Consider the following 14763-nt stretch of genomic DNA (forward strand, 5'->3'; position numbering starts at 1 on the left):
CATGCGCAAGTTTTCTGTCTGGCTGCCGCTCGGTCTGCTGGTACTGCTGCTGTTGCCGTTGCTGGTGCCGTCCTTCTATGTGACGCTGCTCAACAATATCGGGATGTTCGCGCTGGCGACGCTGGGGCTGGTGCTGCTGACGGGCGTGGCCGGCATGACGAGTTTCGGGCAGGCGGCGTTTGTCGGCGTCGGCGCGTATGCGACCGCTGTGCTGATCGCACCTTCCACCATGAATCTTGGGGCGCAGATGGGGGCGCCCTGGCTGGCCTTGCTGGCCGGTATCGTGGTCACGCTGCTGCTGGCGTATGTGCTCGGACAGCTGACCTTGCGGCTATCGGGGCACTATCTGCCCTTGGGAACGATCGCCTGGGGCATGTCGCTGTATTACCTGTTCGGTACGCTGGAAGGATTGGGAGGGCATTCCGGCATTCCGGATCTACCGGCCCTGCGTCTGGCCGGGATCCAGTTCGGCGATGGGCCGCGCATGTATTACCTGATCTGGGCCTGTGTGCTGCTGGCCATGCTGCTGGTGCGCAATCTGCTTGCATCGCGCACGGGGCGGGCGATCCGCGCCTTGCGCGGCGGGCAGGAGATGGCGGCATCCATGGGGGTGAATATCTTCCGCACCAAGATGACGGTTTTCTTGATTGCGGCGGGCCTCGCCGGTTTGTCCGGCTGGCTGTATGCCTACACCCAGCGCTTTGTCAGCCCGGCGCCGTTCAGCGTGCAGGCCGGCATCGACTACCTGTTCATGGCCTTGCTGGGCGGCATGGGCAGCCTGTGGGGAGCCGTGGCGGGTTCAGCGGCTGTGGTGCTGATGCGCGAATGGCTGCAGGATTGGTTGCCGCAATTGCTGGGCCGCAGCGGCAATTTCGAAAGCATCGTGTTCGGTTTGCTGATCGTGCTGGTGATCCAGCGCTGGCCCGGCGGGATATGGTCGGCGCTGGCACGGCGCCTGGGCCGGCGCCATGCCAGTGCGCCAGGCCTGGAAAGATTGCCGCCGGCGCAGTCGGCAATGCCTGATTTGCCCGCGCGTCTCCGTCCAGCGGCGGGAGAGCCGATTCTCGAAGTCAGGCAGGTGACGCGCCGTTTTGGCGGCCTGGTAGCCAACCGGGAAATGTCCCTGAACGTGGCGGCGGGCCAGATACTGGCTGTGATCGGGCCCAATGGCGCGGGCAAAAGCACGCTGTTCAATCTGGTGTCCGGCGTGGATACGCCGGATGAGGGCGAGGTCATTTTCCGTGGGCGCCGCATCAATGGGTTGCCGCCGCGTGAATTGGTGGCGGCCGGCATGGCGCGTACGTTCCAGCATGTCAAATTGCTGCCGGACATGAGTGTGCTGGAGAATACGGCACTGGGGGCGCATCTGCGGGGCAGCAAAGGTGTCTTTGCCTCTGCCCTGCGCCTGGATGGCGCTGATGAAGCGGCCTTGCTCAATGAAGCGCGCCAGCAGCTGGAGCGGGTCGGCCTGGGCGAGTTCCTGGCACGGCCTGCAGGCAGTCTGGCCCTGGGGCAGCAGCGTATTCTGGAAATTGCGCGAGCACTGTGCGCCGATCCTTGCCTGCTGTTGCTGGATGAACCGGCTGCAGGCCTGCGCCACAAGGAAAAAGAGGCGCTGGCTGCACTATTGCGTAAATTGCGTTCTGAGGGAGTGGCCGTGCTGCTGGTCGAGCATGATATGGACTTCGTGATGGGGCTGGTGGACCGTGTGGTGGTGATGGAGTTCGGCCAGCGGATTGCCGAAGGCCTGCCCGAAGCGGTGCAGCGTGATCCCGCCGTGTTGACGGCCTATCTGGGAGGGTTGGACGAATGAGCGCAGCAAGCCCTTCGCCAGCGCAAGGCGGCCTGCCGGATCCTTTGCTGAGCGTGCGTGGCCTGGGCGCAGCCTATGGACACATCGCAGCCGTGTCGGACCTTAGCCTGGACGTACGCCAGGGGCAGATCGTCACCGTGATCGGCCCCAACGGCGCGGGCAAGACCACGACCCTGGCAGCCATCATGGGGGTTCTGCCGGCAAGCGGCAGCGTGAACTTCGATGGCGAGGATCTGGCCGATGAAGGGGTGGAGCAGCATGTGGCGCGCGGTATCGCCCTGGTGCCGGAAACCCGCGCCCTGTTCGCTAGCATGAGTGTCGAGGACAACCTTGAGCTGGGGACGTTTCGTTTTCGCCGCGAGCCGCGGGCGGTCCGGATGCAGGCCCTGGACGAAGTCTATGAGCTGTTTCCCCGCTTAAAGGAACGGCGCCAGCAGGAAGCTGGAACCTTGTCGGGCGGAGAGCGCCAGATGCTGGCCGTGGGGCGCGCCTTGATGAGCCGTCCGCGCCTGTTGATGCTCGATGAGCCCAGCCTGGGCCTGGCGCCTTTGATCGTGCGGGATATCTTCCGCATCCTGGTCGAGTTGCGCCAGCGCGGAGTTTCCATCCTGCTGGTAGAGCAAAACGCCCGGGCGGCGCTGAAAGTGGCGGACTACGCCTATGTGCTGGAGCTGGGGCGGGTGGTCATGCATGGGCCAGCCGGTGAGCTGGCCCATGACCCGCGTATCGTGGAAACCTATCTGGGGGCGGCAGGCCGGCACCAGCAAGCGCTGGTGTCGGATTGAAAGCCTGGCCGGGGCGCTGCCTGCATCCCGGCCGCAACGCAAGCCTCAGCCGATATGCTGGTTCACGTAGCGCTGGCTGCCTGCTTTGAACAGCACCGAGGCCAGCAGCCCCAGCACGGCGCCCGCGAGGGCAACGACGATCCAGCCCAGGCCATTGTCGTACAGCGGCAGTGTCTGGCGCAGGGTATCGGCCAGGCTGGCCGGCAACAGTTTGATGTCGTTCAGGCCGTCGATGACGCCCATGATGGCCGCGCCGGTCACAGCGCCGACATAGACCGCCTGACGGCCGCCGAACCACTTGTTGGTGAAGACCAGCACGATCAGCGTGATGGCGATCGGGTACAGGAACAGCAGGACGGGCGAGGCGAAGGTCAGAATGGTCGTCAGGCCGAAGTTGGTGATGACCAGGCTCAGCAGGCCCAGCAGGATGACCCAGGCACGATAGGTCAGGCTGGGGAAAATACGGCTGAAGTATTCGGCGACGGAAGCCAGGCAGGCGATGGCCGTCGTCAGGCCCGTGAGGAAAATGACGGTTGCGAGCATCACGACGCCCAGGCGACCCATCAGCAGGTCAACGATACGCGTCAGCGCTTCGCCGCCGTTGCTGGAGACACCCAGCACGCTGGCGCTGCTGGCGCCCATGCCGGCCAGGGACAGCTGAATCAGGGCGAGTGCCACCACGGCGAAAATGCCGGAGCGCACGAACAGGCCGGTCATGTGCTTGGCGTCGATGCCGGCGTAATGCGCGGCGTCCAGGAAGATCTTGCCGAACACGAAGGCGGCCAGCACATCCATGGTGTAGTAGCCCTGCGTGAAGCCCTTGCTGAAGGCAAAGTCGATATACGGGCCGGAAGGTTCGCGGAAATCGCCGATGGGGTCGAAGTAGGCGACCAGCACAATGACCAGCAGCAGGATCAGGAAGATGGGCGTCAGGATATTGCCGATGCGCTTGACGAATTTCTTGGGTTCCAGCGACAGGTAGATCGTGGCCCAGATGAACAGCACGGAAAAGACCAGCAAGGCCCATTGCATGTAATTGGTGACGATATTTTCCGAGAGGAAGGGCGTCACGGTGATTTCATACACCACGGCTGCGGTACGGGGCACCACGTAAATCGGGCCCAGCGTCATGAACAGCAGGATGGAGAAGAACACGGCAAAGCCGGGGCTGACACGGCCCGACAGTTTCTCGACGCTGCCGCCGGAAATCGAGAGCGCCATGATGGCCAGCAACACCAGGCCTACGCCGGTAATCAGGAAGCCCGACATGGCGACCCAGGTATTGGTGCCGGCGGCCTGGCCCAGCGGAGGGGCGAAGATGATATTGCCTGCGCCCAGGAACATGGAAAACAGGAAAAACGATAGTGCAAGGAACTGCCGGAAGCTGATGGATTGGGACATGTTCGGTGTACCTGTTTTTATTGGAAAGGTCGTGCAGGAGGCCGCGCCGGATGCTGGCCGGCAACGGGTCCCACGACTGGTTCTATAAGCTGGCGGTTTAAAGAAAGGGTGCCGTTTGGCGGGCCACCCGCTCAAGCAAAGGAGCCGGCCAGTTTGAAGCGGGTGACGGCGTAGGGGGAAAGCTCCTTGGGGGTGGCGCCCGTGCTCATTTTCTGGCTGATGAGCTGGGCGGAAATGGCTGCCAGCGTGATGCCCATATGCTGGTGGCCGAATGCGAAACCGATGTTGGGATGGTGCGGGTGGGTGTCGATGACGGGCAGGGAGTCGGGCAGCGTCGGCCGGCGGCCCATCCATTCTTCTGCCGCAGGCAGCGCCGCCTGGGTTTGCGGCAGCAGGCCGCTCAGGTGGTGTCGCAAGGAGGTGAACCGGGCCGCTTGCGGCGGCAAGTCCAAGCCGCCCAGCTCGCTGAAACCCACGATGCGCAGGCCGCTGTCGAGCTGGCTGATGAAAACATTGCGGTCTGCCGAGCAGATCGGCCCTTGCAGCAGGCCACGTGTTTGCGGCAAGTGCAGGTGATAGCCGCGTTCTGCCATGAGCGGAATGCTGACGCCGAACTGGCGCAGCAGACGGGCGCTATAGGCGCCCGCGCAGACCAGCGCCTGTTGCGCCAGGATGTCCCGGCCCGCGCTGACGCGTACCTGGCCGCCTTCTGCCGTGATGCGGCTCGCCGCATGTTTGACGAAGGTGCCGCCGCGCTGCTGGAAAGCGGCGAATAGTGCTTGCGCCAGCCAATAGGGATCCTGCAAACGATGGGCGTAGGGCAGCATCACGGAATGATGGACTGTCTCGCGCAGCGCGGGTTCCAGGCTGGCCGTTTCCTCTTTGCCGATCAGGCGCGCTTCGATGCCCCACTTCTGATAGAACTCGGCTTCTTCTGCGGCGGCGGCCTGCCCGGAGGCATGTTCCCAGACGCGCAGGTAATGGGAGGCGACCAGATGCCCGGAAAGTTGTTCATCGGCCAGAATGCGTTGCCAGGCCGGCACGGCCTGACGATTGATCCAGGCCAGCGCTTCACGGGCATGTGCGACCTGCCCAGGGCGTGCCGCCAGGGCGAAACGCAGCATCCAGGGCAGGCTGTTGCCCAGATTGGCCGCTGGAATGGCCAGCGCGCCATGGCGCTGGGTCAGTAAGGCAGGGGCGCGCTTGATGGTGCCCCAGGTCGAGAGCGGATCGACCAGTTCGGTGGCGATGAAACCGGCATTGCCGAAGGTGGCGCCCAGGCCGGGGTCGTCCTGATCGACCAGTGTGACCTGATAGCCGCGCTTGAGGAACTCCAGCGCCGAGCACAGGCCGAGCATCCCGGCACCGATGATGATGCAGGTTTTGTCTTTATTCATACATGCTTCCGCAGAAGGCGCCGTGGTATCAAAACGAGGCCGGCGCCAGGTATAACTTACAGGTGGGGCAAGCGCGGTATCAGTGCGCTGCCTGCATGTAGGAGTCAAAGGCCAGCGAGGCGGCCGCAATGTCTTCCAGGGCCGTGCCGACCGCTTTGTAAACCGTGATCTCGGCGGCGTCGCGGCGGCCGGCATGCTGGCCACGGCACAGGTCTTCCAGCGTGGCGGCGACCTGCTCGGGCTGGAAGGCGCCTGCCTTGACGGCTTCGAGGATATCGCCGGCTTTCATCAGCGCTTCAGGCGTATCGACGAAGACCGTGCCCTTGCGGAAGCACTCCACATCGCTTTCGATCATGGCGGGCGTAAAGCTGCCGATGAGATCAAGGTGGGTGCCGGGGCGCAGCCAGTCGCCATGGATCAGGGGTGCATTGGAGAGCGTGGCGCAGGTGATGATATCGGCTTGCCGCGAGGCCTGTTCCAGGTCGGTGGCGACACTGGCCTGCAGGCCGCTGGCCTGCAACTGGCTGACGAGGCGGGCCGCAGCCTCCGCGTTGATATCCCAGACCTGTACCGTCTCGATGGGGCGCTCGCAACGATAGGCGTCCGCCAGCAGGCTGGCGACGCGGCCGGCGCCGACGACCAGCAGCTTGCTCGCATCGGGCCGGCTGAGCCAGCGTGCCGCCAGTGCGGAGGCGGCGGCGGTGCGGCGCGAGGTAATGACGTCGCCGTCGAGAATGGCCAGCGGCTTGCCGGTGGCGGCGTCATACAGAATAAAGACCGAATGCAGGCCGGGCAGGCCTTTGTCCTGGTTGCCCGGGAAAATGGACACCGTCTTGATGCCCAGCCGCTTGCCGCTTTGCCAGGCGGGCATCAACAGCATGATCCCACCGTTGTCGCCATGGGCGCCCTCAATGGCATGGTTATGGCGCAGGGGGACGGTGCAACCTTCGATGAACATTTGTTCAATGGCATCAATCAGCCCAGGAAAAGGGAGGTGTTGAAGGGTCTGGGCTTGATTTAAGGTTTGCACGTGATCTACCATCGTTGACGCTGTTCAGGCGCTTTTGGCGCATTTAAATTTTCGTATCAGAAATATATTTTCGTATTGGAAAAAACCATATAGGGGTTTTCCATGGGTTCCTGCATGCAGCATGGCTGCATGCAACGGGTGAGTGGAATGGCTTTGCAGAATAAAAATGTCTCCCCTGTCTTGCGTCAGGAGCCGGAAAGCAATGTTCTGGCGGTCAAGTTGCGTAGCCTGCGCCGGGCGGCGCGGCTGACCTTGCAGCAGTTGAGCGACCGTTCGGGCATCTCGATTTCGGCCTTGTCGAAGATAGAAAACGGGCAGTTGTCGCCAACCTACGAAAAAATCGCCGCGCTGGCCCATGGGCTTGCCGTCAATGTCAGCGAACTGTTCAGCTGCGAGCATGATGGGCCGGCGGGCCGTCCGGGGCGGCGCAGCGTGACCTATCGCGGGCAGGGGGTCATGCACAATGCGCCGCAGTATGTGTACGAAATCCTCAATGCCGATCTGGCCGACAAGCGTTTCATTCCGCTGCTGACGACCATCAAGGCGCACGATTCTGCGGATTTTCCGGAATTGTTGCGGCATGACGGCGAAGAATTCCTGTATGTCCTGGATGGTTGCGTGGTGCTGCATACCGACAGCTATGCGCCCTTGACGCTACAGGCGGGGGATTCCTGTTATTTCGATAGCACCATGGGCCATGTCTGTGTTTCCAGCGGGGATGCGGACGCAACGGTGCTGTGGGTCTGTTCGCACCCGACCTTGCGCTGAAACCTGCACGCAAGCTCGGGGTTGTGACGGCAGGGCCGGCGCCGCTTGGCTTTTCATGGGGCATCGTGTTGTTGACTGGCTGCATGATTTGTCAAGGGCACCCATTTGACGATAAAATGCCAGATTAGCCCTGGAAATGGGCCTGGTTTGGTTGCCGGTTGCTGTCGGCTACGCCCGCGAATATCGGGCGCAGGGTGTCAAGAACACCAGGCGGCGGCCGTGTCGATTTTTCTTTTGCCTTGAACTGCCGCTGGCGTGAGCCTGGGCCGGGAGAGGCTGACTGCTTACTACCGGAGTTTCTATCATGGCAGAACGTAAACGCGTACGCCGCAACACCCTGGAGCGTCGTTGCCTGGGTAAGGCTTTCAAGCGTCTTTTCATCAAGTCCCCCAAGGGCGTGTTCAAGATGCTGGAAAAGGTGAAGCGCGTCTAATCGGCGTCTTCTGCCTTGGCTGCTGACTGCAGTTGGGTGAGCAGCAACCGGAAAAGCGGGCCTAGTGCCCGCTTTTTTGCGTTTGCGGAACAGGAACGGGCCGGGGTCGGGGCCGAGGTCAGACGGCCAGCCTGAATTGATTTTTTTCAAGAAATGCGAAGAAAAAGTGCCGTATTCCGGCGGTGCGCAGAGAGGGAAGGCGCATAATAGCGGCAACAAAAGAGAATGTTTTTCATTTGCCTTAAGGTAAATGTAAGGATTGCCTGATGCTGGTTCCGTTTCTCATCATGCTGCGCGAAGGCCTGGAGGCCGCGCTGATCGTCGGCATCGTCGCCAATTATTTGCACCATACCGGCAGACGCGCGTTGCTGCCCGCGGTGTTGCTGGGCATTTTGCTGGCGGTGGCCTTGTCCCTGTTCGCCGGCGCAGGACTGCAATGGGCGGCAGCGGAATTCCCGCAGAAGCAGCAGGAGTTGTTTGAAGGCTGCGTCGGCTTGATCGCCGTGGCTGTGCTGACGGGCATGGTGTTCTGGATGCGCAATGCGGCGGCTGCCGTGAAGCGCGGGCTGGAATCCTCCGTGGAGCATGCGGTTGCGCGCGGCATGGGAGGCTGGGCGCTGGTCGGCATGGTGTTTCTCGCCGTGGCCCGGGAAGGGCTGGAATCCGTGTTTTTCCTGCTGGCCGTCTTCCAGCAGAGTCAGGACTGGCAGGCACCGGTAGGCGCGCTGGCAGGCATCCTGTTGTCGGTCGTACTGGGCTGGGGCATTTATGTCGGTGGCTTGCGCCTGAATCTGCGCCGCTTCTTCCGCTATACCGGCCTGTTCGTGCTGGTGGTGGCCGCCGGGTTGCTGGCGGGGTCGCTGCGCAAGTTCCATGAAGCAGGTATATGGAATATCGGCCAGCAGGTCCTGTTTGATATGGGTGATGTTCTACCGATGGACAGCCCGCTGGGAACCGTGCTGTCGGGCGTGCTGGGCTATCAGTCTGCGCCGGTACAGAGCGAGGGGCTGATATACGTCGCTTATCTGGTGGTGGCCTTGTTCCTGTTCCTGCGGCCTGTGCACAAGCCTGCGAAGGGCGGGGCGCCAGCGGAGGCGGCAGCTGCTGGCAAGCTGCAGGCTCCGCTGGCTGGGCAGGCCGCAGCAGCCGGCCCGGCGCCTGCCTGGCGCACCTGGATTCTGCTGGCGGCCTTGCTGGTGTTGGTCGGTGGCGCTGCGTTTTATGCGGCTACCCTGGCTGCGCGCGCCCGGCCTGTCGTGGCGCAAGGTACGCAAGTCACCATTACCATTGCCGGGCGCGAGTGTTCGCCCAATTCCGTGGAGGTTCCTGCCGGGTTGACGACCTTCACCATCATCAATCAAACCCATCGTGCCCTGGAATGGGAAATTCTGGATGGTGTCATGGTCGTGGATGAACGTGAAAATATCGCGCCCGGTTTTACACAGACGTTGCGGACGCGGCTCAAGCCCGGCACCTATGAAATGACCTGCGGCTTGCTGAGCAACCCGCGCGGTACGCTGGTTGTGCTGCCGTCCGAGGCGTCCCGCGCAGCGGCGGCTCGCCCGGAGCTGGTGCAATATGTGGGCATGCTGGCGGAATATCAGGTATTCCAGCGCCTGTCCTTGCGTTTGGCGCAGCGTGAACTGGAAGCGGCACAGCAAGCCCTGGCAGCGGGAGATATCCCGGCGGCGCTTCAGTCTGCAGCACAGTCCCGAGCCGCTTATGCCAGGTTGCGCCCGCTGGCGGCCCAGTTTGCTGCCGTGGATGAGGTGCTGGAACCTGCCGCTGGCGGCGATGGCGGTTTCTCCGCCTGGATGAGCGGCCTGCAGCATGTGCAGGCAGGCGATGGTACGGGTGTCGCTGCGGTGTCGGCGCAGGCGCAGCCGCTGTTGCAGGCGCTGGCGCAGTTGCAGTCCTTGCAGGACGGGCTGGCCGTCGCGCCCGGCGCGCTGGTGCATGCCACGGTTGCGGAGCTGCGCGTACTGGCTGGCGAAGCCCAAGACGCCGCAGCGTGGGTGAAATTGCAAGGGACTTTCGAAGGCGCCCGGCGGGTGGCGACACTGCTGTTGCCGCTGATGGGTGAAGCCGATCCGGCACAGGGGGCAGCGCTCAAGCAGGCGTTCGAAGCGGTGGCGGAGTCCTTGTGTGACCAGCCTCAATGCCGTGGTGTGCGCCTGGCTGCGCCTGATGCGCCCGAGCGCAGCCGGATTGCCGGCTTGCTGCGGGCGGCGGCGGAGCAGTTGGCCAAGGCGGCGGATGTCCTGGGCCTGGAGGAAAAGCAGCCATGAGTACGGACAAGGATCAAAAACAGACACCGGGCCCGTCAGGTGCCGGCATTCCCCGTGAACCTGGCCGTCGTGAGGTATTGCGCCGGTTGGGCCTGGCGGGCGTGGCGGGTGCGGTTGCACCCGGCTTGGCCGTGGCGCAAGGCGGCAGCCCCGTGGCGGTGCCGGCAGCCAGGCCGGCGGATGACCCGTTCCTGCAGCGCCATGACTGGCGCGGCAGGCATCAGGCGGGCATTGCGACACCCCGGCCTCTGGCCGGCATGGTGGCCGCTTTTCATGTGCTGGCGGAAGATCGCGCCGCGCTGACGCGTTTGTTCCAGACATTGACGGAGCGCATTGCGTTCCTGACCGAAGGCGGCGTGCCGCCCTCGTTGAGCACACGCTTGCCGCCTGCGGATTCTGGCATTCTGGGGCCGGAGATCAGGCCGGATGCGCTGACGATCACCCTGGCCGTCGGGGACTCCCTGTTTGACGAGCGCTATGGGCTGGCCAGCGTCAAGCCCAGGCACTTGCAACGCATGGCGCGCCATCCGAACGATGCATTGAACGCCAGCCTGTGCCATGGCGATCTGGCCTTGCAGATCTGTGCGAATACGCCGGATACCGTGATTCACGCACTGCGCGACATCATCAAGAACATGCCTGACCTGCTGGTGCTGGCCTGGAAACAGGAAGGTAATGTGGCGCCTACCGTGCCGGATCCGGGCCAGACCGAACCCGCCAGTGCCCGCAATTTTCTGGGCTTTCGTGATGGCTCGGCCAATCCTCCCGTGCAGGATGCCGCAGAAATGGCGCGAGTGGTATGGGTGGGGCCGGATCACGGTGAACCAGGCTGGGCGCTGGGCGGCAGCTATATGGCCGTACGGATTATCCGCAACTTCGTGGAACGCTGGGATCGGACGCCGCTGGGCGAGCAGGAGGCCATCATAGGCCGTCGCCGCGACAGCGGTGCGCCGCTGGATGGTGCCGCCGACGCTTCCGAGTTCGATTCGGCGGACTATCAGGGCGACCCGAAAGGGGAGCGGACGCCCCTGGATGCCCATATCCGCCTGGCGAACCCGGCGACCCGCGCGCATGCTGGCCAGAGCAATCTGATGCTGCGGCGCGGCTACAACTATTCCAATGGGGTCACGCGATCCGGGCAATTGGACATGGGCCTGTTGTTCATCTGTTACCAGGCCGATCTCGAGCAAGGATTCCTGGCCGTACAGCGGCGCCTGGATGGTGAGCCGCTGGAGGAATACATCAAGCCGGTCGGGGGCGGGTTCTTTTTCGTGCTGCCGGGCGTCACGGCCGCTGGCGACTGGTTGGGCCGCAGCTTGTTGGAAGCCAGCGCATGAAGCCCTTGGCAAGTGCGTCGGTGCAGGCCTGTCGCCCGCCATCCCCTGCGCCCTGGAACGCAGCGGATGGCGCTGGCTTTTTATTCTCTTTCCATTAAACCAAGAGGGGTCGCAACCCATGAACTACCGACGTTTCCTTATTTCTGCTTGCGTGGCGGGCCTGACCGGCCTGACATCCCTGGGCGCCAGTGCCGAAGTGTCGCCGTTGCAACTGGTGCAACCTGTGGCCGAGTACAAGCTGTATGTGATCGAAAATGCAGGGGACCTCGTCAAGCATTCCAAGGCATTCACGGATGCGGTCAAGGCAGGGGATATCGAGAAGGCCAAGGCTCTTTATGCGCCGACGCGTACCTACTATGAAAAGATCGAACCGGTGGCGGAACTGTTCAGCGACCTGGATTTCGCCATCGACTCGCGCGCGGACGACCACGAAAAAGAAGAGCAGGATCCTGCCTTCGGTGGTTTCCACCGCATCGAGTACGGGCTGTGGTCGGAAAAATCAGCGGCCGGACTGGCGCCGGTGGCAACCAAGCTGCAAACGGATGTCGAGGCGCTGGAGCAGCGTCTGGTGGATTTGACCTTTCCGCCCGAGAAAGTGGTGGGGGGCGCGGCCGTGCTGATGGAAGAAGTCGCGGCAACGAAGATTTCCGGCGAGGAAAACCGCTACAGCCAGACCGACCTCTGGGATTTCCAGGCCAACTTTGAAGGCGCCTACAAGATTGTGGAGCTGCTGCGTCCGTTGCTGCAGAAGGAAGATCCGGCATTTCTGGCCAAGACCGATGCCAACTTCAAGACGGTCTTCGATACGCTGGCGAAATACCGGACAGCCGACGGTGGCTTTGAGAGCTACGGCAAGCTGAGCGATAACGACCGCAAGGTGCTGGCGGCGCGCGTGAATACGCTGGCCGAGGATCTGTCGCAGCTGCGCGGCTTGCTGGGCCTGGACTGACGCCTGGTGCTCCCGGCACCGGGCTGGGATAGGAATACGGCCCGCTGAGGCGGGCCGTAGGGTTCATTCAATGCAAGGTGACGCCAGGCGGGATGATGTCATCGTCGGCGTCGTCGTCATCTTCGTCGTCTTCATCTTCATCCGGCAGTTCGGTATCGCTGAAACCGAAAGGCAGCAGGTCGGCCAGATCGTCGGACACATCCGAGACTTCACCTTCCTGATCCAGTTTGACGAAGCGGGCGCCTTCTTCGTCGCTGATCTGGATGGCCCAGAGAAAGACGCAATCGTAGATGGCGTGGGCATCCTCTTCGACGCCGCCGCGCGAGCCCAGCCAATTGGCGTCCTCACCCCCCATCTGGATGTGCATGGTTTCTTCGTCGGCTTCCTCGTCGGGGGCCAGCGGAATACCGAAGGCGGCCCATTCCATGCCGTTTTCTGCAATGCCCGTCTCGGCGAAGACCGGTTTGCCGCTGTAGGCAGTCAGCGCATCTGCGGTTTTGGCCAGCAGCTCGCGTTCTTCTTCGGTAAAACGGAAAACATCGTCGTCATGCATGATGGGGGACTCGGGTAGGGGGCGAAGAATGCCCTGAAAACATTTCTGGTTGCAGGCGCCATCATAGCGCGGCCTGTGCGGATGCGTGGCGTCATCGCATCGTCCTGGCACGGTGCAGAAAAAACCGCCGCGCTTCCCGGGTGAACCGGTCGTCGAGGCGGTGGGCGTTGCCAGCCTGGGTGCGCAGGGCGCTGCCCAGGCCGGCAGGCAGCAGGCCTGAATTACTTCAGCGCCTTGTAGCGCAGGCGCTTGGGTTGGGCGTCATCGCCCAGGCGGCGCTTCTTGTCGGCTTCATATTCCTGGTAGTTGCCATCGAAGAATTCGACATGCGAATCGCCTTCGAAGGCCAGGATATGCGTGGCGATGCGGTCCAGGAACCAGCGATCGTGGCTGATGACCAGCACGCTGCCGGGGAATTCCAGCAGGGCATCTTCCAGCGCACGCAGGGTTTCCACATCGAGGTCGTTGGACGGTTCGTCCAGCAGCAGCACGTTGCCGCCAGCGATCAGCGTCTTGGCCAGGTGCAGCCGCCCGCGTTCACCGCCGGAAAGCTGGCCGACCTGCTTATTCTGGTCGCCACCCTTGAAGTTGAAGCGGCCCAGGTAGGCCCGCGCTGCCATTTCGAACTTGCCGACCGTCAGAATATCCGCGCCATTGGACACGGCATCGAATACGGTCTTGCCGTCTTCCAGTGAGCCACGCGACTGATCGACATAAGCCAGGCGCACGGTCTGGCCGATGTTCACGCTGCCGCTCTCGGGTTGCTCCTGGCCCGCGATCATGCGGAACAGCGTGGATTTACCCGCGCCGTTGGGGCCGATGATGCCGACAATCGCACCCGCCGGAATCTTGAAGCTCAGGTCTTCGATCAGCAGGCGGTCGCCATAGCCCTTGTTGACGTGATTGAATTCGATGACTTCGTTACCCAGGCGCTCACCCACGGGAATGAAAATTTCCTGGGTTTCATTGCGCTTCTGGTACTCATGCGAGGCCAGTTCTTCGAAGCGGGCCAGGCGTGCCTTGGCCTTGGCCTGGCGGCCCTTGGGGTTCTGGCGCACCCATTCCAGTTCCTTGCGGATGGTTTTCTGGCGTGCCGATTCCGTTGCTTCTTCCTGCTCCAGGCGTTTTTCCTTCTGTTCCAGCCAGGAGCTGTAGTTGCCCTTCCAGGGAATGCCATGGCCGCGATCCAGTTCCAGGATCCATTCGGCGGCGTTGTCGAGGAAGTAGCGGTCGTGGGTCACGGCCACGACGGTGCCGGGGAATTTGTGCAGGAACTGTTCCAGCCATTCGACGCTTTCTGCATCCAGGTGGTTGGTCGGTTCGTCGAGCAGCAGCATGTCGGGTTTGGACAGCAGCAGGCGGCACAGCGCCACGCGGCGTTTCTCACCGCCAGACAGCTTGCCGACATTGGCATCCCAGGGCGGCAGGCGCAGCGCGTCGGCAGCGATTTCCATCTGGGTTTCGATATCGTCGGAGCCGCTGGTGGCAGCTGCGGCGATGATCGCTTCCAGCTCGGCCTGTTCGGCTGCCAGCTTATCGAAGTCGGCGTCTTCGTCGGCATAGGCGGCATAGACTTCGTCCAGGCGGCGGCGCGCCTGGAACACGGCGCCCAGGCCTTCTTCGACGGACTGGCGGACGTTGTGTTCCGGGTTGAGCTGCGGTTCCTGGGGCAGGTAGCCGATGTTCAGCCCCGGCATGGGAATGGCTTCGCCTTCGATATCCTTATCGAGGCCGGCCATGATGCGCAGCAGCGTCGATTTGCCCGAGCCATTCAGGCCAAGCACGCCGATCTTGGCGCCAGGGAAGAAAGACAGGGAAATATCGCGCAGAATCTGGCGCTTGGGCGGCACGATCTTGCCAACCCGGTTCATGGTGAATACGTATTGAGCCATAAGCTTGTCGAGGAAAACCCTGCAAGGGACACTGGGAAGCGTCCATTGTAGGCGGGACGCAGACGCAATGCACTCTCTCCGGGCGCGGGCGCGTCATGGCAGGGCGCCGGGATAAGG

13 protein-coding genes are annotated in these 14763 nt (G+C 62.8%); 8 read left to right on the top strand and 5 right to left on the bottom strand.

Features of this window, described 5'->3' with window-relative positions; translation table 11 throughout:
• Position 1: 1 nt before the first annotated feature.
• On the top strand, positions 2 to 1813 hold the full coding sequence (locus ACNA1V_RS14545) for a branched-chain amino acid ABC transporter ATP-binding protein/permease (RefSeq protein ID WP_415834323.1): 1812 nt from the start codon (positions 2 to 4) through the stop codon (positions 1811 to 1813).
• Between the two features lie 32 nt (positions 1814 to 1845).
• On the top strand, positions 1846 to 2598 hold the full coding sequence (locus ACNA1V_RS14550) for an ABC transporter ATP-binding protein (protein WP_415834357.1): 753 nt from the start codon (positions 1846 to 1848) through the stop codon (positions 2596 to 2598).
• Between the two features lie 45 nt (positions 2599 to 2643).
• On the opposite strand, the gene brnQ is transcribed toward ACNA1V_RS14550, so the two are convergent.
• From brnQ to lhpI, 3 genes are all read right to left on the bottom strand, one after another.
• The gene (gene brnQ / locus ACNA1V_RS14555; RefSeq protein WP_415834324.1) at positions 2644 to 3999 is read right to left on the bottom strand and encodes a branched-chain amino acid transport system II carrier protein; all 1356 of its coding nucleotides are present in this window, start codon (positions 3997 to 3999) and stop codon (positions 2644 to 2646) included.
• 131 nt (positions 4000 to 4130) lie between these two features.
• Entirely contained in the window at positions 4131 to 5396 is a 1266-nt protein-coding gene (locus tag ACNA1V_RS14560; protein WP_415834325.1) for an NAD(P)/FAD-dependent oxidoreductase, read from the bottom strand.
• A 79-nt stretch (positions 5397 to 5475) separates the two neighbouring features.
• The gene (lhpI, locus tag ACNA1V_RS14565; RefSeq protein WP_415834326.1) at positions 5476 to 6426 is read right to left on the bottom strand and encodes a bifunctional Delta(1)-pyrroline-2-carboxylate/Delta(1)-piperideine-2-carboxylate reductase; all 951 of its coding nucleotides are present in this window, start codon (positions 6424 to 6426) and stop codon (positions 5476 to 5478) included.
• Positions 6427 to 6573: 147 nt separating this feature from the next.
• On the opposite strand from lhpI, the gene ACNA1V_RS14570 reads away from it, so the two are divergent.
• From ACNA1V_RS14570 to efeO, 5 genes are all read left to right on the top strand, one after another.
• A complete protein-coding gene (locus ACNA1V_RS14570) occupies positions 6574 to 7194 on the top strand; it encodes a helix-turn-helix domain-containing protein (RefSeq protein ID WP_415834327.1) in 621 nt (206 codons plus the stop codon).
• Positions 7195 to 7498: 304 nt separating this feature from the next.
• Positions 7499 to 7627: a hypothetical protein gene (locus ACNA1V_RS14575; RefSeq protein ID WP_415834328.1), complete on the top strand. Its 129-nt coding sequence runs from the start codon at positions 7499 to 7501 to the stop codon at positions 7625 to 7627.
• 266 nt (positions 7628 to 7893) lie between these two features.
• The gene (efeU, locus tag ACNA1V_RS14580) at positions 7894 to 9915 is read left to right on the top strand and encodes an iron uptake transporter permease EfeU (RefSeq protein WP_415834329.1); all 2022 of its coding nucleotides are present in this window, start codon (positions 7894 to 7896) and stop codon (positions 9913 to 9915) included.
• The gene (gene efeB / locus ACNA1V_RS14585; RefSeq protein ID WP_415834330.1) at positions 9912 to 11252 is read left to right on the top strand and encodes an iron uptake transporter deferrochelatase/peroxidase subunit; all 1341 of its coding nucleotides are present in this window, start codon (positions 9912 to 9914) and stop codon (positions 11250 to 11252) included. Before efeU ends, efeB begins: the two co-directional genes overlap by 4 nt.
• Before the next feature lie 118 nt (positions 11253 to 11370).
• Positions 11371 to 12201, top strand: coding sequence for an iron uptake system protein EfeO (gene efeO, locus ACNA1V_RS14590; RefSeq protein ID WP_415834331.1), 831 nt, complete (start codon positions 11371 to 11373; stop codon positions 12199 to 12201).
• A gap of 67 nt (positions 12202 to 12268) precedes the next feature.
• Here the strand turns inward: efeO and ACNA1V_RS14595 are convergent, their stop codons facing one another.
• Positions 12269 to 12754 carry a hypothetical protein gene (locus ACNA1V_RS14595; RefSeq protein ID WP_415834332.1) on the bottom strand — a complete coding sequence of 162 codons (486 nt, stop codon included), beginning with the start codon at positions 12752 to 12754 and terminating at the stop codon, positions 12269 to 12271.
• 85 nt (positions 12755 to 12839) lie between these two features.
• Between ACNA1V_RS14595 and ACNA1V_RS14600 the strand changes: the two genes are divergently transcribed.
• A complete protein-coding gene (locus ACNA1V_RS14600; RefSeq protein ID WP_415834333.1) occupies positions 12840 to 12974 on the top strand; it encodes a hypothetical protein in 135 nt (44 codons plus the stop codon).
• Position 12975: 1 nt separating this feature from the next.
• Here ACNA1V_RS14600 and ettA read toward each other — a convergent pair whose 3' ends face one another.
• Positions 12976 to 14646: an energy-dependent translational throttle protein EttA gene (gene ettA / locus ACNA1V_RS14605; RefSeq protein WP_415834334.1), complete on the bottom strand. Its 1671-nt coding sequence runs from the start codon at positions 14644 to 14646 to the stop codon at positions 12976 to 12978.
• Positions 14647 to 14763 lie beyond the last annotated feature (117 nt).

This window comes from Kerstersia similis (assembly GCF_965139615.1).
GTDB classification, from domain to species: domain Bacteria; phylum Pseudomonadota; class Gammaproteobacteria; order Burkholderiales; family Burkholderiaceae_B; genus Kerstersia; species Kerstersia similis.

Excerpts from the sequence above, each read along its gene's own strand:
- ACNA1V_RS14545 (WP_415834323.1), top strand. The coding sequence starts at position 2 with ATGCGCAAGTTTTCTGTCTGGCTGCCGCTCGGTCTGCTGGTACTGCTG.
- brnQ (WP_415834324.1), bottom strand. The coding sequence starts at position 3,999 with ATGTCCCAATCCATCAGCTTCCGGCAGTTCCTTGCACTATCGTTTTTC.
- ACNA1V_RS14560 (WP_415834325.1), bottom strand. The coding sequence starts at position 5,396 with ATGAATAAAGACAAAACCTGCATCATCATCGGTGCCGGGATGCTCGGC.
- ACNA1V_RS14570 (WP_415834327.1), top strand. The coding sequence starts at position 6,574 with ATGGCTTTGCAGAATAAAAATGTCTCCCCTGTCTTGCGTCAGGAGCCG.
- ACNA1V_RS14575 (WP_415834328.1), top strand. The coding sequence starts at position 7,499 with ATGGCAGAACGTAAACGCGTACGCCGCAACACCCTGGAGCGTCGTTGC.
- efeU (WP_415834329.1), top strand. The coding sequence starts at position 7,894 with ATGCTGGTTCCGTTTCTCATCATGCTGCGCGAAGGCCTGGAGGCCGCG.
- efeB (WP_415834330.1), top strand. The coding sequence starts at position 9,912 with ATGAGTACGGACAAGGATCAAAAACAGACACCGGGCCCGTCAGGTGCC.
- efeO (WP_415834331.1), top strand. The coding sequence starts at position 11,371 with ATGAACTACCGACGTTTCCTTATTTCTGCTTGCGTGGCGGGCCTGACC.
- ACNA1V_RS14595 (WP_415834332.1), bottom strand. The coding sequence starts at position 12,754 with ATGCATGACGACGATGTTTTCCGTTTTACCGAAGAAGAACGCGAGCTG.
- ettA (WP_415834334.1), bottom strand. The coding sequence starts at position 14,646 with ATGGCTCAATACGTATTCACCATGAACCGGGTTGGCAAGATCGTGCCG.